Source organism: Halomonas sp. N3-2A, assembly GCF_002216165.1.
Classification (GTDB): Bacteria; Pseudomonadota; Gammaproteobacteria; order Pseudomonadales; family Halomonadaceae; genus Vreelandella.
On sequence record NZ_CP022286.1, the window covers coordinates 1,878,438 to 1,901,110 of the forward strand.

General features: G+C 52.6%; 19 protein-coding genes. 11 read left to right on the forward strand and 8 right to left on the reverse strand.

What is annotated here, in order from left to right; all coding sequences use genetic code 11:
- Positions 1-18: 18 nt before the first annotated feature.
- The 3 genes from trmA to CEK60_RS08950 form a co-directional block, all read right to left on the reverse strand.
- Positions 19-1,131, reverse strand: a complete 1,113-nt coding sequence (gene trmA, locus CEK60_RS08940; protein WP_089038718.1) for a tRNA (uridine(54)-C5)-methyltransferase TrmA — start codon at positions 1,129-1,131, stop codon at positions 19-21.
- Between the two features lie 57 nt (positions 1,132-1,188).
- Positions 1,189-1,986, reverse strand: coding sequence for a glutamate racemase (gene murI / locus CEK60_RS08945; protein WP_089038719.1), 798 nt, complete (start codon positions 1,984-1,986; stop codon positions 1,189-1,191).
- Between the two features lie 113 nt (positions 1,987-2,099).
- Positions 2,100-2,645 carry a hemerythrin domain-containing protein gene (locus CEK60_RS08950; protein ID WP_089038720.1) on the reverse strand — a complete coding sequence of 182 codons (546 nt, stop codon included), beginning with the start codon at positions 2,643-2,645 and terminating at the stop codon, positions 2,100-2,102.
- Positions 2,646-2,899: 254 nt separating this feature from the next.
- On the opposite strand from CEK60_RS08950, the gene CEK60_RS08955 reads away from it, so the two are divergent.
- Positions 2,900-4,234, forward strand: coding sequence for a replication-associated recombination protein A (locus tag CEK60_RS08955; protein ID WP_089038721.1), 1,335 nt, complete (start codon positions 2,900-2,902; stop codon positions 4,232-4,234).
- Positions 4,235-4,298: 64 nt separating this feature from the next.
- On the opposite strand, the gene lolA is transcribed toward CEK60_RS08955, so the two are convergent.
- Both lolA and CEK60_RS08965 read right to left on the reverse strand, forming a co-directional pair.
- Entirely contained in the window at positions 4,299-4,952 is a 654-nt protein-coding gene (lolA, locus tag CEK60_RS08960; protein ID WP_089038722.1) for an outer membrane lipoprotein chaperone LolA, read from the reverse strand.
- Positions 4,953-5,120: 168 nt separating this feature from the next.
- Positions 5,121-8,561, reverse strand: a complete 3,441-nt coding sequence (locus CEK60_RS08965; protein WP_089038723.1) for a DNA translocase FtsK — start codon at positions 8,559-8,561, stop codon at positions 5,121-5,123.
- A gap of 118 nt (positions 8,562-8,679) precedes the next feature.
- Here CEK60_RS08965 and aat point away from each other — a divergent pair, with 118 nt between their 5' ends.
- From aat to infA, 3 genes are all read left to right on the forward strand, one after another.
- Positions 8,680-9,432, forward strand: coding sequence for a leucyl/phenylalanyl-tRNA--protein transferase (gene aat, locus CEK60_RS08970; protein ID WP_089038724.1), 753 nt, complete (start codon positions 8,680-8,682; stop codon positions 9,430-9,432).
- Positions 9,433-9,494: 62 nt separating this feature from the next.
- Positions 9,495-10,229 (forward strand): arginyltransferase, encoded by a 735-nt coding sequence (locus CEK60_RS08975; protein ID WP_038482539.1) that lies wholly within the window; start codon positions 9,495-9,497, stop codon positions 10,227-10,229.
- A gap of 139 nt (positions 10,230-10,368) precedes the next feature.
- Positions 10,369-10,587 (forward strand): translation initiation factor IF-1, encoded by a 219-nt coding sequence (gene infA, locus CEK60_RS08980; protein WP_007111068.1) that lies wholly within the window; start codon positions 10,369-10,371, stop codon positions 10,585-10,587.
- A 171-nt stretch (positions 10,588-10,758) separates the two neighbouring features.
- Here the strand turns inward: infA and clpA are convergent, their stop codons facing one another.
- From clpA to CEK60_RS08995, 3 genes are all read right to left on the reverse strand, one after another.
- The gene (gene clpA / locus CEK60_RS08985) at positions 10,759-13,035 is read right to left on the reverse strand and encodes an ATP-dependent Clp protease ATP-binding subunit ClpA (protein ID WP_089038725.1); all 2,277 of its coding nucleotides are present in this window, start codon (positions 13,033-13,035) and stop codon (positions 10,759-10,761) included.
- A 138-nt stretch (positions 13,036-13,173) separates the two neighbouring features.
- Positions 13,174-13,518, reverse strand: coding sequence for an ATP-dependent Clp protease adapter ClpS (gene clpS / locus CEK60_RS08990; RefSeq protein ID WP_174412716.1), 345 nt, complete (start codon positions 13,516-13,518; stop codon positions 13,174-13,176).
- 310 nt (positions 13,519-13,828) lie between these two features.
- Positions 13,829-16,066 (reverse strand): NADP-dependent isocitrate dehydrogenase, encoded by a 2,238-nt coding sequence (locus CEK60_RS08995; protein WP_038482532.1) that lies wholly within the window; start codon positions 16,064-16,066, stop codon positions 13,829-13,831.
- A 305-nt stretch (positions 16,067-16,371) separates the two neighbouring features.
- On the opposite strand from CEK60_RS08995, the gene CEK60_RS09000 reads away from it, so the two are divergent.
- The 7 genes from CEK60_RS09000 to CEK60_RS09030 all read left to right on the forward strand — a co-directional run bounded on the left by CEK60_RS09000 (position 16,372) and on the right by CEK60_RS09030 (position 22,428).
- On the forward strand, positions 16,372-16,974 hold the full coding sequence (locus tag CEK60_RS09000; RefSeq protein ID WP_089038726.1) for a pseudouridine synthase: 603 nt from the start codon (positions 16,372-16,374) through the stop codon (positions 16,972-16,974).
- An 8-nt stretch (positions 16,975-16,982) separates the two neighbouring features.
- Positions 16,983-17,432 carry an NUDIX hydrolase gene (locus CEK60_RS09005; RefSeq protein WP_089038727.1) on the forward strand — a complete coding sequence of 150 codons (450 nt, stop codon included), beginning with the start codon at positions 16,983-16,985 and terminating at the stop codon, positions 17,430-17,432.
- 73 nt (positions 17,433-17,505) lie between these two features.
- Complete coding sequence (gene mnmA, locus CEK60_RS09010) at positions 17,506-18,648, forward strand: tRNA 2-thiouridine(34) synthase MnmA (protein ID WP_089038728.1); 1,143 nt, start codon at positions 17,506-17,508, stop codon at positions 18,646-18,648.
- Positions 18,645-19,283, forward strand: coding sequence for a high frequency lysogenization protein HflD (gene hflD / locus CEK60_RS09015; protein WP_089038729.1), 639 nt, complete (start codon positions 18,645-18,647; stop codon positions 19,281-19,283). The genes mnmA and hflD overlap by 4 nt, the downstream gene beginning before the upstream one ends.
- Before the next feature lie 93 nt (positions 19,284-19,376).
- A complete protein-coding gene (gene purB, locus CEK60_RS09020) occupies positions 19,377-20,762 on the forward strand; it encodes an adenylosuccinate lyase (protein ID WP_089038730.1) in 1,386 nt (461 codons plus the stop codon).
- 55 nt (positions 20,763-20,817) lie between these two features.
- On the forward strand, positions 20,818-21,999 hold the full coding sequence (locus tag CEK60_RS09025) for a cupin domain-containing protein (RefSeq protein ID WP_089038731.1): 1,182 nt from the start codon (positions 20,818-20,820) through the stop codon (positions 21,997-21,999).
- 6 nt (positions 22,000-22,005) lie between these two features.
- Complete coding sequence (locus tag CEK60_RS09030; protein ID WP_089038732.1) at positions 22,006-22,428, forward strand: GNAT family N-acetyltransferase; 423 nt, start codon at positions 22,006-22,008, stop codon at positions 22,426-22,428.
- The last annotated feature ends 245 nt before the right edge of the window (positions 22,429-22,673 follow it).

Here is a 22,673-nt window from a genome sequence, read left to right on the forward strand (position 1 = left end):
TTATCGGCAATTTCTCAATTACCCAGCGCTCTTTCGTGTGAGTAATACACCGCATTCACAATGCTCGGTAAACGGAAACTGATCAAAAAGCGCGAACCGTTCAATATGGTGTGTTTGAGTCAGTATGGTTAAGTTTTCAGCTAGCGTTGCCGGATTGCATGAAATATAGACGATTTGAGCGTATTCGCTGATTTGATGACAACTTTCGGCGTCCAGACCCGCTCTTGGTGGATCGACTAGCACGGTGGAAAACTCATACGCATCCAACGCCATCTCCGTCACTCGGCGACCTGTTTTCTCGCCCTTTAGCGCCAAGGCGAACTCTTCAGCGGACATTCTTGCGACCTGAGCATTGGTTACACCGTTAGCGTCCAGATTGACGTTAGCGCTGGCAACCGAGGTGCGCGAAATTTCCGTCGCCAAAACGCGGCGGAAGTTATCCGCTAACGCAATGGTAAAGTTACCGTTACCACAGTAAAGCTCCACCAAGTCTTCATCCTGCCTTCCAGCGGTGGCCTCCCTGGCCCAGCTAAGCATGGTCTGGCAGATATGCGCATTTGGCTGAGTAAAGCTGTTTTCGACCTGCTGATAAACCAGCTCACGACCATCAACTGTTAAGCGCTCCCACACATGATCTCGGGTTAGCACCAAGCGCTGCTTGCGCGAACGGCCAATAATCATGATGCCAAGCGCCTCTTCCAGTGCGCGCGCTTCGGCTTCCCAGGCCTCGCCTAACGGGCGGTGGTAGATCAGCGTCACCAAGGCTTCACCAGACAACGTGGTTAAAAACTCAACTTGAAATAAGCGCCGACGAAGTTCATCGCTGGCAAGGAACGCTTCTCGCAGACGCGGCATCAGCGCATTGATATGCTCACTGGCGACGGGGAACTGATCCAAACGCACGACACGCTTGTTTTTGGGATTATCCGAATCGACCTCAAACATGGCGTAGAAGAGGTCATCATCTTCATGCCAAATACGAAATTCGCAGCGTTGCCGATAGTGGCTTGGCGGTGAGGGATAGACTTCAAGCGTGGGCGTGGTGAACGCTGCAAAGGTTTTCTCCACGTAGGCTTGCTTTTCAGCGAGCTGTTCGGCGTAGCGTTCTGGTTCTACAGTGGGGATCGCCAAGGTAGTTCCTCATTTAAGTAAATAACATCAATAAAAACAAACAGCCTAACAGAGGGACTACACCGCGTTAGGAATCGTTAATCGTTGTGGCGCGTGAAAACCAAAGCGTGCCAACCCGTTAGTAAGTTGCGACGCTGATGCTGTCGTGAAGCAACGCCCATCTTGGGCGCTATTGGCTATGGTCGGTGCCACTTGCCCTACCCGGCGGGCAATTGCATCGCCAGAATCCACCCACGCCAAGGGTACCGGCGACAGCCGGATTAGCTCAGTTTTCAACAGTGGAAAATGGGTACAGCCCAGCACAACGGTATCGAGTGCTGGGTTGGTCTGGGTAGCCTGCCATAAAGGTGTTAGCGCTAGGTTTATGCGCTGCTGGTTAATCGGTATGCCGGATAGCCACGCTTCTGCCTCTGTAACAAGCTCACCTGCTGCCACCCTGGTGATCACACAGTCACTCGCGAAACTATTAATTAACGTCTGCGTATACGGCCTATTGACGGTCGCCGCTGTGGCGAGCAAGCCAATGTGACGTGTCTGACTACTCAACGCAGCAGGCTTGATAGCAGGCACCGTTCCAACAACCGGAATATCTAACGCTGCACGCAATCCCTCTAACGCTAGAGTGCTAGCGGTATTACAGGCAACGACCAAGACACTCGCCTGACAGGCATCTACGGCCGCTTTGCATACCGAGACAATACGCTGGGAGAGCGTCACATCATCACGTAGACCATAGGGTAGCCACGCATTATCACAGGCATAACACATTGCCAGATGCGGGTAATGCTGGCGAAGCGCATGGGCAACAGAAAGGCCACCCACACCTGAATCAAACAGTAGTACAGGCCCTGACATCACTGCTTAACCATCCAATACGCGTTGTACATACCACCCTCCTCAAGCCGCCAATAAAAAACGGGGCGTTAGTCTAACACGCCCCGTTACACCTTGAGTGATCAGCTTACGCGCTACATTGGTGGCACTTCGGCACCACGCAATTCAGCGTAAAGTTCGGGGTACGCTTGCTGTAGGCGCTCTAGTTCTTGTTCAGCCCCTTCAGGTAGCGCTTGACGAAGCTCCTCCATATCCTCTTCGCTGAAATGCTCATCTATCAATGGGAACAGGCCCTCTCTCTCATGACGGAGATAGGCACGGTGGGCATCAAGGTACGCTTTCAACGCCTCTGCAAAAATATCCATGGGCAGCACGTTATCCATTAGAATCATGTCGATATCATTGGATAAACGAGACAGACGTGGCTTTAATTTACGATAGTCACTGGCCATCTGCTCCATCAATGGAAGGTGCTCAGGGGCCTGCTTCTGCAGACGTTCCACGCAGATTTTTTCCAGCGGAGAAGCAAAACCATCCATATAAGACAAAATGTAGTCCACCACCTCACGCATCAACTGGAAGTCGGGCCGTTCACCGCTCGCGAGTGTTTTTTGTTTCAGTTGCAACACATGGAGCATTCGCGCCATGTTGGCATGATCTAGACGCAGTTGGTTTAACATCTTGCCGTCTCCTTTGTAAGTGCCTTACCTTTCGCCCATTGTCTGCTAACGCTTAGGCGCATGGCATGAGCTGGGTTCAACTACACTGGTGTTAATCGTTACCATGCGCCTTTGGCATTACCTAGGCAAGCAGGCGCTTATCCGTCGGTTATGCCCAAAGGTAGCCCGACGTTACATTATTTACCACAGACACGTGTTAATCGTTGATTGTTCAACGGCAAGATTTACGCTGGAAATTTATAGGGAACGTTTATATGGATCTTTTTGACCGCGCGTCCGTTACCACGAGTGAAGACGTGCCCCTTGCCTACCGTATGCGCCCTCTAACCCTTAACGATTATGTCGGCCAGCAAGCATTAGTGGGGCCTGAAAAACCGCTACGCCGAATGGCGGAGTCTGGGGTCGTGCGTTCAATGATTTTATGGGGGCCGCCTGGCGTGGGCAAAACCACGCTAGCAGAGTTACTAGCCCGCGCTTCTGGCGCTCATCTTGAGCATTTAAGTGCCGTTATGGCCGGTGTGAAAGAAATCCGTTCAGCAGTAGAGCGAGCACAGCAACGCACATCGCCCACACTTCTATTCTTAGATGAAATCCACCGTTTGAACAAGAGTCAACAGGACGCGCTGCTGCCCCATGTAGAGTCCGGCCTGCTAACACTGATCGGCGCAACAACAGAAAACCCCTCATTTGAGGTCAACTCGGCGCTACTTTCCCGTGCTCGGGTGTATGTACTTAAACCGCTGAGCCATGACGAACTTCTCCAGGTGTTATCTCAAGCATTAAACGATGCGGAGCATGGCCTGGGGAAGCGCCGCATCGAGATGGAAGAGGGAGTATTAGAGGCTCTTGCTCATGCCAGTGCAGGCGACGCACGTCGCGCGCTGGGACTACTAGAAACGGCCTGCGACTTTACTGAACAGCATGGTGATAAAGAGGTGCTACACAAAGCGGTGTTAGCCGATGTGGTAGGTCATCAATCAAGCGCCTTTGATAAGCAGGGTGACGCTTATTACGATTTATTATCAGCCGTTCATAAATCAATTCGCTCATCACGCCCTGATTCAGCCCTGCTGTATATGGCACGCTTTTTACAGGGGGGCGGCGACCCGCTTGATATTGTGCGCCGCTTAACGGCGATTGCCTCAGAAGATGTCGGCAATGCTGACCCTCGAGCACTGCCCCTGGTCATTGCTGCCTGGGATGCCTACTTACGTTTAGGCGATTATGAGGGCCAGCGGGCGATTGCCCACGCCGCTATTCATTTAGCGGTTGCTCCAAAAAGTAATCGTATTGATCGTGCCTGGAAAGCTGCACAGCAGTTTGTGCAGCAGCAACCACAGCTGGAAGTTCCCAGCTATCTTCGTAACGCTCCCACCAAATTGATGGAGCAGTTAGGACATGGCCAAGGTTATCGCTACGCGCATAACGAAACCTATGGCTACCCTGCTGGCAGCGCTCATGACTGTTGGCCAGATGACGTACCTAAAACACGATTTTATGAACCGAGCGCCTTTGGTCAGGAGAAACGCTTTGGTGAGATAATGGCGTGGCGGGAACAGCAGGACCTAGAAGCAGATCAGGCACCTTAAGGTGCCTGATCTAGTCATCGTGCGACATTATTGCGAGCGTGTATTGCTCTTCTCACACCATTTTTTACAGCTCTTCGCGGATAACATCCGTACCTTCAGGAATATCAAAATTGAATAAGCTGCGGTCAATACTACCGTTACGAGTAATGTCGCTAAACGTAATCGCGGTGCGCTGACCAGTACTGTCCATCATCCACAGCTCCGTTAGGGTTTGATCGTCAAAGATCATGCTCAGCTCTTCAAATAACGTATCCGCTGAGATAGGAATCAGCGTAAATACGTCATCACCGTCCTGCTGCTCATGAAATACGTCATAGCTAGCAGTTAAATCGCTTGCACTGCCTGAAAGCAACAGCGCGGGGGTATGAGTGACCCGGTCATCCATTGCCTGAATGGTGACTTGCTCAAGATCAGGGTCATAGAGATAAACATCATCACCATCCGAGACGACGACTTGCGTATAAGGCGCATCGACTTCCCAACGTAGCATGCCAGGGCGCGAGAGCCACATTTCTCCACGCGCGCTTTGTAAACGCTCACCACCACCGTCCAAAATTTGCTGTTCAAACGTCGCTTGATAGTTCTCAAGCGGGTCAAGCCGCTCAGTAAGGCGCTCTGCAGCCTCGTTTGCCCACGCAATAGGCGATGCAAAGGCTAACCCTAGCGCACTGGCTGCTAACGCTAACGCTGATGAGCGTCGAGTATGTGTATCGCGCATTATTTTCTCCCTAGGCAGTCATTGCCGGATAGCGGACAAGGCAAGGAGCGTTAAGACGATCCGTGTAGCCTCTCAGACGCAAAACGCGCCGCAGGGTTTCACCTACGGCGCGACTTTCACGCTTATTGCATTATTGAACCAAGCGCCGGGCACTCATTAACAGATAAGTCAGTGGCCTATCGGTGGCGGTGCTAACACTTCACGGGCACCGTTAGACCCCATAGAGGTAACCACACCGGCACCTTCCATTGCTTCCACCAAGCGCGCAGCGCGGTTATAGCCGATTTTGAAGCGACGCTGAACGGCAGAGATAGAAGCTTTGCGTGTTTCGGTAACGAACTGAACCGCCTCATCGTAAAGCGCATCCTGCTCAGCATCATCGCCATCTACGCCCTCAGCCTCAAGACCCGTCAGTGCATCGGCAGTCACGCCGCCTGACAAAATCTCTTCAATGTACTCAGGCGCGCCACGTCGTTTCCAATCATCCACGACCCGGTGCACTTCGTCATCGTCTACAAAAGCACCATGAATCCGGTTAGGCGGCCCTGAACCAGCGGGTAGGTAAAGCATATCACCATGGCCAAGCAGGCTTTCGGCGCCCCCCTGATCCAGAATGGTACGCGAATCAATCCGCGACGATACCTGGAAGGCCATTCGCGACGGAATATTCGCCTTAATCAGCCCCGTCACCACATCAACAGAGGGGCGCTGAGTAGCCAAAATCAGGTGGATACCCGCGGCACGCGCCTTTTGTGCCAAACGAGCAATGAGTTCTTCAACTTTCTTGCCGACGATCATAAACATGTCGGCGAATTCGTCGATCACCACCACAATGTAGGGCAGTTTTTCAAGGATCGGCGGCGTTTGATGCATTTCCCAAGGCTGCGGCTCCCAAAGCGGGTCGGCAACTTGTGCGCCGGCACTCTCAGCCTCATCTAAACGGCCATTAAAGCCTGCAATGTTACGCACCCCCATTGCCGCCATTAATTTGTAGCGGCGCTCCATCTCCGCAACACACCAGCGCAGACTGTTTGCAGCTTCCTTCATATCCGTGACCACGGGGGCCAAAAGGTGCGGAATACCATCGTAAACTGACAGCTCCAGCATTTTTGGGTCAACCATGATCAGCTTGAGCTCATCTGGGGTCGCTTTTAGCAGCATGGAAATCAGCATGGCATTAACACCCACTGACTTACCAGACCCCGTCGTACCTGCAACTAGAAGATGGGGCATCTTACCTAGATTAGCGACAACGGGCCCACCGCCAATGTCCTGACCCAACGCCATGGTCAGTGGCGAGCTTTCCTGTTGATAGCGGTCAGAGTCAATGACTTCGCGCAGACGAATCATCGCTCGATGGGGGTTGGGTATTTCAATGCCGACCGTTGGACGCCCAGGAATGACCTCAACCACACGTACACTCTTGACCATTAACGAACGTGCCAGGTCTTTAGCAAGGTTACTGATTTTGGAAACCTTCACCCCAGCCGCTGGCTTAATTTCAAACCGGGTGATAACAGGGCCAGGCCATGTATCAACGACTTCCGCCTTAACACCATACTCACGCAGCCGCACTTCCAAGAGCTCCGCCATATCAGCAAGCTGCTCGTCCGTGTAATTTGGCTCATGCGGTTCTGGAGGCGTCAGTAATTGGAGACTGGGCACATCCCCTTCTGGCTCATCGAAAGTTTCAAACGCCGGACGCTGGCTCTGCAGATGCTCAACCGTCCACAGAGTAGGCCCATTGTCGGCTTCTTTCTCCTCAGAAGACGCCACGTCGGCAGACATGTCATTTGAATCCACCGTCTCAGAAGACTCACCTCGGGGAACCTCAACCCTAGGTGCCTCCGCCCTGGATACCTCAGTCCTGGATACATCAGAATCATGTAGCGTTGGCTCTTGGCGCACGCCAGTAACGGCTGGTCGTGCGACAGGAAGGTCATCTTCCTCATCATCCCATACTGGCTCTGGCACGACTTCAGGTACCCGTTCGGAACGCGGTTCAGGGGTCGTCGCATGTACAGGGCGAGAGTAAGATTCATCTCGCGGCGTGATTGCGGGCGTATGCTCGGGTTCAGGCATGCTCGTCGAAACAGAGGCCATCTCACGTTCAACGTCGTCGCCTTGCTTAGCTGCATCATGCTGTTTTATTTCATGCGCTGCATAAGACATCGCCTGAGACGTAGCTTGATGCTCTGTTTCATCGCCGTCTGTCGATGAATTAAATGGCTGCGTTTCTGCTGGCTGGAAACTAGGCGCAGGATGAGAAGCCGCTTTTTCACCGGCTAGCTCATCACGCGATGGCCGATCGAACGTTGGCTCTGCCTCTCGCGCGGAGAGCGGTACTGAAGGTGTCGGCTCGCTGCTTTCATCCTTGATGCGCACCGCAAAAGCATCCTCGCGAGGCGCGCTGGGCAATTTTTCCTCGACATCTTCTACAGCGTCTTCCGCAACCTTTTCCACATCGTTGTTCACAACAGGCTCTATTTTAGGCTCTGTTTTAACTTCTGCTTTAGCTTCACGCTGCTCTTCAGCCGCGGTTTCAAGCGGCTGGTCATTAGGCTCAACCGACGGAGCATCATGAGGGACGTCCATCTCAGGAGCAGGCTGCTCAGGCGCAGTTGAGGATGCACGTTTGGGCATCTCTTCCTCAGGCAACGCCCCTGAAAATGCAGCAGCTGCCCATGGAATTGAGGTATCTGTCGTCGTTGAAAAACTAGGCTCACGACGTACGCGGCTGCTTTCTTGGGCGGGTGCTTGCTGGTGACTACTCTCTTTTGGACTTGGGCGTTGCGAGTCACTCTCTGGCTTAGCCGCTTTAAATTCAGCTAGTGGTTTCTCTTTTACTTTCTGAGACGCCGCTTTCGCGGCAGCACGCACAGCAGCACGCTGGGAGCGCCTCTCACGCCCTTTAGCGCGCCGAGCGCTGAACCAGCCGCCTACTTTACACAGACGACGACCAAGCTCATCAGCCAGCTGTAACCACGACATGCCGCTAAACAGTGGAAAACCGATCAAGATTAGCGCAGCAGAAATAAGCCCAACGCCACCACTGCTGACAAGTGGCTTTAGCGTGCTCACTAACCCTTCGCCCAATATACCGCCAGAGGCGTAAGGCAAAATGCTGTCAGGATGATAAAAATGCAGTGCACCCAACATCGTCGTGCCGAAGATAAGCAGCACTAATCCTCCGGTATGGACAGCAATCGCTACCGGATCGATATCAAACCGCACTTGGCGTGACCTCATTAGCCACCAGGCTGCATAACCAAACATTCCCGGCCACCACAAGGCACTTGCTCCCAGCAGCGAATAAAGCACGTCCGCAAGCCAAGCACCAACAGGCCCCATCCAGTTATGAACATCCGTTTCCGGCCCTTGATAAGACCAACCTGGGTCGGCAGGGTCATAACTAAACAGTGCCAATAACAAAAATACGCACAGCGCAAGCAGCACCACGACCACGCCTTCGCGCGCCGAGCCCTGCAAGCGCAGACCAAATCGACGAGCTTTATCCTTTGCGGCTTTAACTCGCCCAGTTGAGGCCGTTGATGATGGTTGACGCGAGTTACGTTGCGTTCGCTTGTCTACCGCCTTATTTACTTTCAAGCGATTCTCCCTTTACACCTCAATGGTGTCTTTAATCCACTTGCGAGTTTGCATCATACCGAGCATCCTTTCGCCGTCACAGCGCTTCTATCGAAGTGTTCAGTAACAGGAGCAAACAATGCTACCTTGGCTTTCATCGCCACAGCCTATCTTTCCGTCTACCGACCTTGCCCTCGAGTCACCGAACGGCCTTCTTGCCGCAGGCGGAGAGCTCTCCCCCCACTGGTTAATCCACGCTTACCGAAAAGGTATTTTTCCATGGTATAGCGATGATGAACCTATTTTGTGGTGGAGCCCCAACCCACGTATGGTATTGCAACCAGCACAGTTTAAACGACGTCGTAGCCTTGTTAAGCGATTGCGTCATGGTGGCTTTATCGTCACTCTGGATCAACAGTTTGAAAACATTGTTAAAGCATGCGCTGCGCCACGCTCTGGGGAACCAGGCACCTGGATCAATCAAGATATGCGTCACGCTTACCAACGTCTACATGAGCTAGGCATCGCGCATAGCATTGAAGTGCATCTTGATGGCCAACTGGTTGGCGGGCTTTATGGATTAGCAATGGGGCCAATTTTCTTTGGTGAATCAATGTTCTCGAAAGTGCCCGATGCCTCTAAAATCGCCCTCGCCCACTTAGCCCATGCTATGCAGCACCATGAGGGTAAACTGATCGACTGCCAGATGCACACACCTCACTTGGCGAGCCTTGGTGCGACAACAGTCGCTCGTAAGACGTTCATCAACTATCTTGAAAAGTGGTTGCCTAACGAGGCATTTAACTTAACGAATATGACCAATGAAGCGCCTACTATACCTGGATCACCGTGGCTTGGTGCCATTGCCTCAGGCCACTGTTCAGAATGGTAAGCGTATTCAAACTAGTCCATATTCAAGCTAGTCCATGTTCAAACTAAGCAAGGAGGCAAGCCGTGAGTAGTAACGCTCCTCGCCGCCCGGTGCGGGATTTGCGCTTCTTCCTAACCGTTCCCCATGCCTGCAGCTATCTTCCTGGCAAGGAAGCAACCACCCTGTTTCTGGATCCCCAGGAATCTCCCGTTCCCGGCGTTTATGACTCACTTTCGTTACTCGGCTTTCGTCGCAGCGGTCGCCATCTATACCGCCCTCACTGTGAGGGTTGCAATGCCTGTCGCTCAGTACGCATTCCTATCAGCGACTTTAGCGCTAATCGCACCCAACGCAAACTCCGGCGTCTTAATGCCGATATTGCTACACGTGTAGTGCCTGCGCGCTATGAGGCTGAGCATTATGCACTTTATGCAGACTATATCCGCTTACGCCACGCCGATGGTGACATGTATCCGCCAAGCCGAGAGCAGTATCGTACCTTTTTAACGCTTGAAGAACCCTATGCACACCTTTTAGAAATGCACCTGGATGGGAAGCTCGTCGCGGTCGCGGCATTTGATCAACTTGAGCATGGGCTATCGGCTATTTACACGTTTTTCAGTGTCGACAAGGCCTTGGAAAAGCGATCACTGGGAACGTTTGCTATTCTCAAACTTATTGAGCTGTGTGGTGAAAAGTCTCTCCCCCACTTGTATCTCGGGTATTGGATTGAGGAGTGCCGTAAGATGCGTTATAAGCGCGCGTTCACCCCAATAGAGGTGCTCGACGGGCGACATTGGCGGCCTTTAATTTGCTAAACTTGCCAGCTTTTTTGCCTTGATGGCAGGCTTACGGCACAATATAGCGCTGCTTGCTGGGTAACCGTCACCTGACGACGCCCATTGAAGTGACTAATTAGACCAAACCATTACGTTAAATAAGTGAGGATCTGCCTATATGGCACGCGAAGATCATATTGAAATGGAAGGCGTTATTGTTGATACCCTTCCCAACACCATGTTCCGTGTTGAGCTGGAAAACGGCCACGTCGTTACCGCTCATATTTCAGGCAAGATGCGCAAAAACTACATCCGTATCCTGACAGGTGACAAGGTAAAAGTAGAGCTGACGCCCTACGATCTGTCAAAAGGCCGTATTGTTTATCGCTCGCGCTAAGCCTTGGTAACGCCTACAAGCAAATACTGCCCGCGCATGCACGCATCCTGACTGAAAATATAGCGTAAGTACGGCGCCGCTCTCTGCAAACGACAACGCCCCGTCGGATGACAGGGCGCTGTGCTTTAGTGAGGCATGAGATAAGGGCTTAATGTAGACTTAGCGCCCTTTTCAGGGCGCATCCGCCATCTCCGACTCCGTCGACAAATGCAGCTCACCTTCTTCAAGGCTAACGTGCACAATGCCGCCTTGATCAGCCAGCTCGCCAAATAGAATCATCTCAGCCAACGGTTTCTTCAGTTTCTCCTGGATCAAGCGAGCCATTGGGCGTGCCCCCATATCGGGATCGTAGCCCTTCTCTGCCAACCAGTCTCTCGCGGTATCATCCACTTCAAGCTGTACACGCTTTTCGTCCAACTGCGCTTGTAGCTCGATTAGGAACTTATCGACAACGTTTCGCACAACAGACGTCTGCAGCGCATGGAACTGGATAATGCCATCCAAGCGGTTGCGGAACTCAGGCGAGAAGGTGCGGCGAATCACTTCCATCGCGTCGGTAGAGTGGTCTTGGCTTTGGAAGCCGATAGAGCGCCGCGATGCCTGCTCTGCCCCTGCGTTAGAGGTCATGATCAGGATAACGTGACGGAAATCCGCCTCGCGGCCATTGTTGTCTGTCAAACGACCGTGATCCATAACCTGCAGCAGCAGGTTAAACACTTCAGGGTGCGCCTTCTCAATTTCATCTAGCAGCAATACACAATGCGGCTGCTTGGTGACGGCCTCAGTTAACAGCCCCCCTTGGTCATAGCCGACATAGCCTGGTGGGGCACCAATCAAGCGTGAAACAGTATGACGCTCCATGTACTCCGACATGTCAAAGCGTACTAGTTCGATACCCATGATATGCGCCAACTGCTTAGCCACTTCGGTCTTACCAACGCCGGTTGGGCCAGCAAATAAGAAACTACCTACTGGCTTATCTGGCGATTTCAAACCGGCACGGGAAAGCTTAATGGCAGCAGAGAGAGTATCGATGGCCTCATCTTGACCGAACACCAACATTTTCAAGTCGCGGTCGAGCTTCTCTAGCAACTTACGATCAGAACTTGACACACTCTTTGGCGGAATGCGCGCAATAGACGCCACTACCGCTTCTACCTGCTCAACATCAATGGTATCAGTCCGCACTTCCGGCGGCAGCATACGCTGATGCGCGCCTGCCTCATCAATCACATCGATGGCTTTATCGGGTAGGTAACGGTCATTGATATAGCGATCAGCCAAACGAGCAGCGCTCTCTAGCGCGCCATCGGTGTACTTAATTTCATGGTGCTCTTCAAAGCGCGAACGTAACCCCTTGAGGATCTTGATGGTGTCATCCACAGAAGGTGCTAGCACATCCACTTTTTGGAACCGGCGAGCCAGGGCACGATCTTTCTCAAAAATACCGCGGAACTCTTGGAACGTTGTCGAACCGATACACCGCAACTCACCGGAAGAAAGCAAGGGCTTCAGCAAGTTAGACGCATCCATTACGCCACCCGAGGCAGCACCCGCCCCGATGACGGTATGAATCTCGTCAATAAAGAGCACGGCGTTAGGCTGCTTGCGTAATTCACTAAGCAAGCTTTTTAGGCGCTTCTCGAAATCACCGCGGTATTTAGTACCCGCTAACAACGCTCCCATATCAAGCGAGTAAACCACTGCATCGGCAATCACATCCGGTACGTCTTCTTCAACAATGCGCTTTGCTAAGCCTTCTGCGATAGCGGTTTTACCAACGCCAGCCTCGCCAACCAGTAACGGGTTATTCTTGCGCCGGCGGGCAAGGATTTGCACCACGCGCTCAAGTTCATGGTCGCGCCCAATCAATGGATCTATTTTGCCTTGGCGCGCCTGCTCATTCAGGTTGGTAGCGTAACCGGTTAACGGATGCGCAGCTCCTTCAGAACTACCCTCTTCAGCATCTTCACTCTCTTGAGAAGACGGCGATGGAGCAGGCCCATGGCCAGCCACCTTCGAAATACCGTGAGCGATATAGTTAACAGCGTCTACGCGCGCAACGCTTTGTTGCTTGAGGAAGTAAACGGCTTGGCTTTCCTGCTCAGAGAAAATAGCGACCAGCACATTAGCGCCAGTCACTTCACTCTTTCCAGATGACTGCACATGAAATACAGCACGTTGCAGTACGCGCTGAAACCCAAGGGTAGGCTGGGTTTCGCGATCCGCCTGACTCTCAGGAATCAATGGCGTGGTCGAATTAATAAAATCCTGCAGATCGGACCGCAGCTTATCGAGATTCGCCCCACACGCCTTTAGCACGTCAACTGCTGACGCATTATCCAACAACGCCAGGAGCAGGTGCTCAACGGTCATAAACTCGTGGCGCTTTGAGCGAGCCACGGTGAAGGCCGTGTTCAGGGTAAGTTCAAGTTCTTTGCTCAGCATGGCAGTCCCCTTTTCGCTACTACCTAGGGCGTGTCGCCACCTAGGGCTTGCGTCGGATCAGTTTAATCGACCGGCACTTTCAACATCGGGTACAAATGGCGCACTTGCAAGGCCCATCGCTAATTTTTTTCAACGCTTTCAGTCAGCAGCTTCGATATCACACATTAAAGGATGCTCGCATTCGCGGGCATATTCATTGACTTGGTAACTTTTCGTTTCTGCAATATCCCGCGTAAAGATACCGCACGTCGCTTTACCTTGGGTATGCACCGCAAGCATGACCTGGACCGCTTGCTCACTATCCATATTAAAAAATTCCTGTAATACCTCAACAACGAACTCCATCGGTGTGAAATCATCATTGTGAAGTATCACTTTGTACAACGGCGGCCGAGCAAGCTCTGGCTCAGCCGGCTGAACGGCTAGGTCATCATCATATTCAGGCGCATCTGGCCGAGTCATTCCTGCGTGCAGGATAGCCATGACGCATAGGCTGTCTGTAGTAGGCATAAGCAGCAAGGGTTATCGTCTCTTAGCTGGCAAGTGGTGTCTTACGGCGCTTGAATCATCCATCCTAGCTTGAAATGCACTAACATTAACTGCGCTAGATTTGATCACTCTGATTTTGCTCTCCAAAGTAAGACGCCCGTTACCAGCAAGGGTTCATGGAAAATACAAAAATTAGCATACTAAATAAGACAAAAAACCCTCGCCCACCAAAGCGGGCGAGGGATATCACAGCGTTTTCATGCGTATTGCCCAGCGGCAGCGCAGACTGCTGGTGATCTAAGCCTTAACCGTTTGCGACCATAGCAAGGGCTTCGTTGAGCGTCTTACTCGGGCGCATGACTTGACTAGCTACTTCCCCATTCGGGTGGTAATAGCCTTTAAGGTCAACAGGCTGGCCTTGCACGCCATTCAGTTCGTCAATGATCGTAGCTTCATTGGCTTTCAGCGTTTCTACCAAACGGGCAAAGCGCGTTTTTAGTTCAGCGTCTTGATCCTGAGCTGCCAATGCTTCTGCCCAATAGAGCGCTAGATAGAAGTGGCTTCCTCGGTTATCAAGCTCACCCACTTTGCGCGAAGGTGATTTATTGCTCTCAAGGAACTTGCCGTTAGCTTCATCCAACGCTTTCGCCAGCAACTTAGCACGGTCATTACCAAAACGTTTGGCAAGGTGTTCCAAAGAAGCAACCAGTGCCAGGAACTCGCCAAGGCTGTCCCAGCGTAGGTGGTTCTCTTCAAGCAGCTGCTGAACGTGCTTAGGCGCGGAACCACCGGCACCCGTTTCAAACAGGCCGCCGCCATCCATCAACGGCACGATAGAAAGCATTTTGGCACTAGTGCCCAACTCAAGAATCGGGAATAGGTCTGTCAGGTAATCGCGGAGAATATTGCCCGTCACCGAGATCGTATCGAGACCACGAATCACGCGCTCAAGGGTGTAACGCATCGCCCGAACCTGAGACATGATATGAATTTCGAGGCCATCAGTATCGTGATCTTTGAGGTACGTTTTGACCTTTTTGATCAGCTCATTCTCGTGCGGACGGTAAGGATCAAGCCAGAACACCGTCGGCATACCAGAATCACGGCAGCGCTCAACCGCCAACTTCACCCAGTCGCGAATCGGCGCATCTTTAACCTGACACATACGCCAGATATCGCCCTGCTCCACAGTCTGTGACAGCAGTACTTCACCCGTGTCCAGATCGGTGATGTTGGCAACACCATCTGCCGACACCTCGAAGGTCTTATCGTGAGAGCCATACTCTTCGGCTTTTTGCGCCATCAAACCAACATTGGGAACGGTGCCCATTGTGGCCGGATCAAACGCACCGTGCCATTTGCAGAAGTTGATCATTTCCTGATAAATACGCGCGAACGTCGACTCAGGCATGACAGCTTTGACGTCCTTGAGACGACCATCAGCACCGTACATCTTACCGCCAGCGCGAATCATCGCCGGCATCGAAGCATCGACAATCACATCGCTGGGTGAGTGGAAGTTGGTGATGCCGCGAGCCGAATCAACCATTGCCAGCTCTGGGCGCTTGTCATGGCACGCATGCAGGTCACTAATGACTTCATCACGCTGAGATTCTGGCAAGGTCGCAATTTTATCGTAGAGGTTAGCGATGCCGTTGTTAACATCGACACCCAACTCTTTGAAGAGCTCACCGTGCTTCTCAAAGGCGTCCTTGTAGAAAATTTTGACGCAGTGCCCGAACACGATGGGGTGCGAGACTTTCATCATCGTCGCTTTTACGTGCAATGAGAACATCACTCCGGTCTTACGCGCATCCTCGATTTCACGCTCGTAAAACTCCAGCAGCGCTTTCTTGCTCATAAACATGCTGTCGATGATTTCGCCTTCCAGCAGCTCGACCCGAGGCTTGAGCACCTTGGTTTCACCGCTGGCGGTGATCAGCTCCATCTTGACGTTGCGGGCGCGATCCAGGGTCATCGACTTCTCGCCGTGGTAGAAGTCGCCACTATGCATGTGCGAAACATGGGTACGCGACGCCTGACTCCACTCCCCCATAGAATGCGGGTACTTGCGGGCGTACTCTTTCACGGCCTTCGGTGCGCGACGATCAGAGTTACCTTCACGCAATACGGGGTTAACTGCGCTGCCTTTCACTTTGTCATAGCGCGCTTTGATATCTTTCTCTTCATCGCTGCTTGGGTCGTCCGGATACTCGGGCAGCTTGTAACCTTGTTCTTGCAGCTCTTTGATCACAGCACGCAGCTGCGGCATAGAGGCGCTGATATTCGGTAATTTGATGATATTGGCTTCGGGAACCTTAGCCAGCGCACCTAGTTCGGCCAGGTGGTCTTCGATACGCTGCTCTTCGGTCAAGTAGTCGGGAAATAAAGAGAGAACGCGAGCCGCCAGGGAAATATCCCGGGTTTCCACCTCGATACCCGCAGCGTCGGTGAAAGCGTCAATAATCGGTAGCAAAGAGTATGTCGCGAGCGCAGGCGCTTCGTCGGTGAGCGTGTAAATGATCTTCGGCGTTTTAGACATTTTGCGTTAACCTCTTTTTTCTATCGCTGTGATTATAGAGATCCTGAGCGACGCGACTTCTTCAACGAGAGACCATGCCGCGAAGCAGGCGGGGCCATTTTATTTGGCTTTCCCGGTTATCAATCGGTGGTTTTTACGGTGGTTATTTCAGTGGAAATTACGACAACTCCAGCACGACATAAACGCGATTCAAAGGCGGCTTTTCAAGAACTGCCTTTGACAGATTAGCCTCAAAGTATACCAGCGCTGCATTTTAATCGCATGAGAGATTGTCGACAAATCAAGGGCACCCTTCTAAAGAGATTATGAGCACTTTATATTTACTGCATAAACCCTATCGTATGCTCTCTCAGTTTACCGACAAACAAGGCCGCGCCACATTAGCCGATGTTATAGATGTGCCTGGCGTCTACGCCGCAGGGCGGCTTGATTATGACTCTGAGGGTCTACTGTTATTAAGTGATGACGGCAGCCTCATTCACCGCATCGCCCACCCACGTCACAAGCAGCCCAAAACTTACTGGGTGCAGCTCGAAGGGCAGATTAATGATGAGGCGATTAACGCCCTGAAAAACGGTGTCATCTTGAAAGATGGCCCAACCCAGCCAGCAAAAGCCCGGCGCATTGAGCCACCTGCCATTGCACTACGCGACCCAAGGATTGACCCTAAGCGCCACCCCACCACCAGCTGGTTAGAGTTAACAATCAGCGAAGGCCGCAACCGCCAAGTACGGCGCATGACCGCCCATGTAGGGTTTCCTACGTTGAGATTGATACGCGCGGCGATTGGCACATGGCAACTTGGCGACTTGGCCCCAGGCGAGTGGCGCAAACAAACACTACACGCTCCACGCCCCACTAAAGCGCCAAAGCGCAGCGGCGCACCTCAGCACAGGCACTCCAAATGAGCAGTGAGATGATAAAAAATGCCATCATCAGAAGTACCGTTGCCTGCGTGATTCAGCGCAATGACCACTTTTTGATGGTGGAAGAAGCCCGCGGCGGTAGGCAAACCGTGTTCAACCAACCGGCAGGACATGTAGAGCCAGGCGAAGGCCCAATGGCAGCCATCTTGCGTGAAGTGCAAGAAGAAACTGCTTGGCAGGTGACGCTAACCGACTACTTAGGTCTTTATATCTTCCACACGCCAGAAGGCCTTACCTTTCATAGCCATGGTTTTATAGCCACACCAGACGTCATGCTCTCGTCCCCCATTGATAGCGACATCACTGCCACTCACTGGCTCACATTGAATGACATCAAAGCCCTCGGCAATGCCGATCGGCTGCGCAGCCCCCTGGTGCTTAAACGGATCGAAAACGCCATTAACGGCCAATGTTATCCCCTGACCGTGATTCATGAGTGAAGCACTCGAAGCACCAAGCCTCCATCGTGTATAATCAGCATCCAATTGCACACCACTTCAACTGAGGATGCCAATGACATCCACCCATGGCACGTCTATTCCTGAAGCGCCCGAGACCCAAAAAGTAATTGTTGGCATGTCGGGCGGCGTTGATTCATCGGTTTCTGCTCTCCTTCTACTCCAACAAGGGTATGAGGTTGAGGGCCTGTTTATGAAGAATTGGGATGAAGACGACGGCACCGAATACTGCACGGCAAAAGAAGATCTTGCCGATGCAGAGGCTGTGTGTGAGAAGCTGGGCATCAAATTGCATACGGCCAATTTCGCATCCGAGTATTGGGATAACGTCTTCGAGCATTTTTTAGCCGAATATAAAGCGGGCAGAACGCCCAATCCCGATATCCTGTGCAACCGAGAGATCAAGTTTAAGGTCTTTCTAGACTACGCTGAAATGCTAGGCGCCGATAAAATCGCAACCGGGCATTATGTTCGACAAGGGGTTCGCGGAGGACGCCCGCGCCTGCTAAAAGGTGTGGATAGCAATAAAGATCAAAGCTACTTCTTGCACGCGGTGCCTGAAGCAGCGATTGCGCGCACCCTGTTTCCGGTTGGTGAGCTTGAAAAACCTGTCGTTAGAGCCTTGGCTGAACAGCACGATCTTATTACCGCCAAGAAAAAAGACTCTACTGGTATTTGCTTTATCGGCGAGCGCCGCTTCCGCGACTTTTTGCAGCAATACCTGCCCGCACAACCCGGCAATATTGAAACGCCCGAAGGCGATGTCATTGGCAAGCATATGGGACTGATGTACTACACCCTGGGGCAGCGCCAAGGGTTAGGCATTGGTGGTCTCGCCAACTATTCGGAAGACCCATGGTACGTAGTGGCCAAAGACCTTGAGCGTAATGTATTGATTGTCGTCCAAGGCAAGCATCACCCACTGCTGTTCACCAATGCTTTGGCCACTGAAGCCATGGACTGGGTAGCAGGTGAACCACCTGCCGCACAGGGCCGTTACACCGCCAAAACCCGCTATCGTCAAAGTGATTGCCCATGCGAAATCCATACACTGCCCGACGGCACTGTTGAGGTGGTGTTTGATGATCCTCAGTGGGCGGTCACACCGGGCCAGTCATTGGTACTTTATGATGGTGAAATTTGCTTAGGCGGCGGCGTTATTCGCGCCACTTGGAATACCACGGAGACCGCTGCATGAGCGCTACCCCTATTCATCGCGCGCCGGAGTCTCAAGCCGCTCGCCAAGCACTGGCGCTGGCTGGCGTTTTTCAATCCGCTAGCTTGGTAGACGAACTCGCGCGTACTGGACAAGTAGATCCACGCGCTTGGGAAACGCTCATCAATGCAACCGTGGACACCAACCCGGCAAGCTTTGAAGCTATTTATGGCGGGCACCCCAATAATTTACGCCGCGGATTAGAAACACTCGAAGCCCTTGTTGGCCGCAAACAAGCCAACCCTGTGGTTCTCCGCTACGGTTTTTCGCTGCTGCTGTTAATGAATAAACTGCGCACTGACCGCCATATGATGGATTTACTGGGTCAAAAGCTGTCCCACGTACAGGGGCAGGCAGAGCACTTCGGCAGCACTCATGAAAATGTGATTGCAAGCCTGGGCGATGCCTACCAAGAAACCATTTCGACGTTTAAAACCCGCATCGTGGTTCAGGGCGACCCCTCTTTACTGCAGACTCGCATGATGCCCGAGCGGGTGCGCGCCTGTTTGATGGCGGGCATACGTTTTGCGCTGCTATGGCACCAACAAGGCGGCCGTCGCTGGAAGCTTGTCTTCCAGCGTAAAGCGTTGAGGCGCGCGCTTGATAGCCTTGGCTAACGCGCCCAAAGATCATCTAGGCACTTCGAGCGATTTCTTTTCGACATTTTGCTGTTCGAACCATTGACTTCAGACCACCTTGGAAACCAAGCCATGCAACTCTCTGCTTTGACCGCCCTCTCCCCCGTTGACGGACGCTACGGCGCAAAAGCCGCCGCACTACGGGAGCACTTCAGCGAATTCGGTCTTATCCGTGCGCGCGTGATTGTGGAAGTGCGCTGGCTGCAGCGCCTTGCTGACCACAGCCAAATTGTCGAAGTACCGCCGCTATCAGCTGAAGCGACGGCTTTTCTTGAGCAGCTGATTCGTGACTTTTCTGTCGAAGATGCCGAACGCATTAAAGAAATAGAGCGCACCACCAACCACGATGTCAAAGCGGTTGAGTACTTCTTAAAAGAGAAGATTGCGGGGCAATCCGAGCTCAACGCGGTCACTGAATTTATTCACTTCGCTTGCACCAGCGAAGACATCAACAACCTTTCCTACGGCGTTATGCTGGCAGATGGGCTAAAAGCCACTCTACCTACCTTGCATGAAGTCGCTGATGAGATTGCCAAACTGGCCATTGCCCATGCAGCTCAACCGATGCTTTCGCGCACTCATGGGCAAACCGCCAGCCCCACAACGTTAGGCAAAGAAATGGCCAACGTGGCCTACCGGCTTAAGCGCCAGCTCAAGCAAATCGAACGCGTTGAGATTCTGGGTAAAATTAACGGTGCTGTAGGTAACTACAATGCCCACCTGACGACCTACCCAGACATTGACTGGGAAGCCAACGCACGCACCTTTGTGGAGGGCTTAGGACTAAGCTTTAACCCCTACACCACACAGATTGAGCCCCACGACTACATTGCCGAGCTTTTCGATGCAGTTTGCCGCTTCAATACTATTTTGATCGACTTTGATCGCGACGTATGGGGCTATATTTCGCTGGGCTACTTTAAGCAGCGCACTGTCGAAGGCGAAATTGGCTCATCGACCATGCCGCATAAAGTTAACCCAATTGACTTTGAAAACTCCGAAGGCAACCTTGGGCTGGCCAATGCCGTGCTTAATCACTTGGCCCAGAAACTACCGATTTCACGCTGGCAGCGCGACCTGACGGATTCCACTGTGTTGCGCAACCTAGGCGTTGGCCTGGCTTACGGCCTGATTGGCTATCACGCTAGCCTCAAGGGTATCAGCAAGCTTGAAGCAAATCCTGAGCGCCTAGCTGAAGACCTGGATAACAGCTGGGAAGTACTGGCTGAGCCAATTCAAACGGTCATGCGTCGCTATGGCATCGAAAAGCCCTACGAAAAGCTTAAAGAATTAACCCGCGGCAAACGTATTGACCAAGCAGGCTTTGCTGCTTTTATAGATACGCTTGAACTACCCGAGTCGGTTAAAAATGAGCTGAAAGCCCTCTCTCCTGCCAGCTATATTGGTAATGCGAAGGCTCAAGCCGAAGCACTTAACCAGCGGCTTGCTGCACTCTAAACGACGCACTGCGCCCTTAGTAAGGCGCAGCGCTCATTTGAACTAGGATAACGCCATGAGCCAACACGATAAGCCACTCACATTGCTGGGCGATTTAACGCCCGAAGACTTCTTGGCCAATTACTGGCAGCAGAAGCCGCTGCTGATTCGTGGCGCTATCCCCGACTTTATTAGCCCCATCGACCCCGATGAGCTAGCCGGGCTTGCCTGCGAACCCGGTGTAGAAGCGCGCCTTGTGGAAGAAAACGGGCCTGATGGTCCCTGGCAGGTTTCCCACGGCCCGTTTGACGACGCAACCTTTGAGCGCTTGCCGGAAGGCAACTGGAGCCTCCTGGTTCAAGCCGTCGATCACTACATACCCTCTATCGCCGCACTAATGGATGAATTTGATTTCCTTCCCCGTTGGCGGTTGGACGACATCATGGTCAGCTATGCGCCGCCCGGTGGTAGCGTCGGCCCACATATCGACCAATACGATGTTTTCCTGTTACAGGCTAGCGGCCACCGGCGTTGGCAACTAGGCGGTAAGCAGCCAGACAACGCGCCCATTATCCAAGGTATCGATCTACGTATTCTTGAAACCTTTGAGATTGAAGCTGACTCTGACTGGACGCTATCACCGGGCGATATGCTGTATCTCCCCCCTGGCTGGGCGCACCACGGCGTTAGTCAAACCGACGACTGCATGACTGTTTCGGTAGGGTTTAGGGCACCCTCAGCGGATGAAGCCATCACATCCTACGCTGACTATCTAGGAGAGCAGCTCTCTGACTCCCACCGCTATAGCGATGCCGGCATGTCTCCTGCAAGCCAAGTGGGTGAACTAGATGATGCGGCCGTTGAACGTATGCGCCAGTTCGTACTCTCCACCTTGGACAATCCTGAGCAAATAGCCCAGTGGTTTGGTCGCGTCATGACCCAACCAAAATACATTGACCAAGTAGCGCCCCTTGAAGTGCCAATGACGGAAGCTGACCTTGTTGCGCAACTACAACACGGTGAACCACTGTTTCATATGCCGGGTTCCCGCGTTGCTTGGCGAAGCGATGCCAACGGCACCACGCTCTTTGTCGACGGCGACGGACACTCCTGTTCAACTGAGTTAGCCAAGCGGCTTGCCGACCCATCGCCTATGTATGAAGACGTACTTGCCATTGATGGGGCAGCAGCGCTGATAACACAGTTAGTAAACACCGGAAGCCTAGGCTTTATGGGCGAAGAGGATGATGAGGAGTAGCTAGCGGTGTCGACGACAACCATTATTAACGGTGATTGGAGTACGCTAAAGGATATAGCTTCCAAAATCCGCCGCGTGGTGTTTATCGAAGAGCAGTGCGTGCCTCAAGAGGAGGAGTGGGATGGCCGTGACGAGGAGTGCAGCCACTTCATTGCCTATCTTGAGGATCAGCCAGTGGGGACTGCGCGACTGCTGCCCGACGGCCATATTGGGCGCGTTGCGGTACTCGATAGCGCGCGTGGCGCTGGCATTGGCTATCAACTCATGGAAGCTGCCATTCAGGCTGCTCGAGAAGCAGGCCATACCCATGTAGCGCTGAGCGCTCAATTGCACGCCCTCGCCTTTTACCAGCGCTTGGGATTTGTGGCGCATGGTGGCACTTTTATGGATGCCGGAATACCTCACCGGGACATGCTGCTAACGCTGTAGTTGCTTTTTTTTGACTACGATTGTGATCAATCAATGAGAGCGCCACTGCTATGTGGCGCTTTTTTTTGCTCCATTTTCAGCCCACCTGACGAAAAACGACTACACAAACAGAGCGTTTCAGCACGCTCCTGTAGTTGAACTACAACCCCTTCTGCCCCCAAGTGACAATTGTTGAACCTGCCGTTCTCGTTGATAGTTATTGCACCGCAGCGTTATGGCGCAACATCGAAGTTAGCCAAACAGGA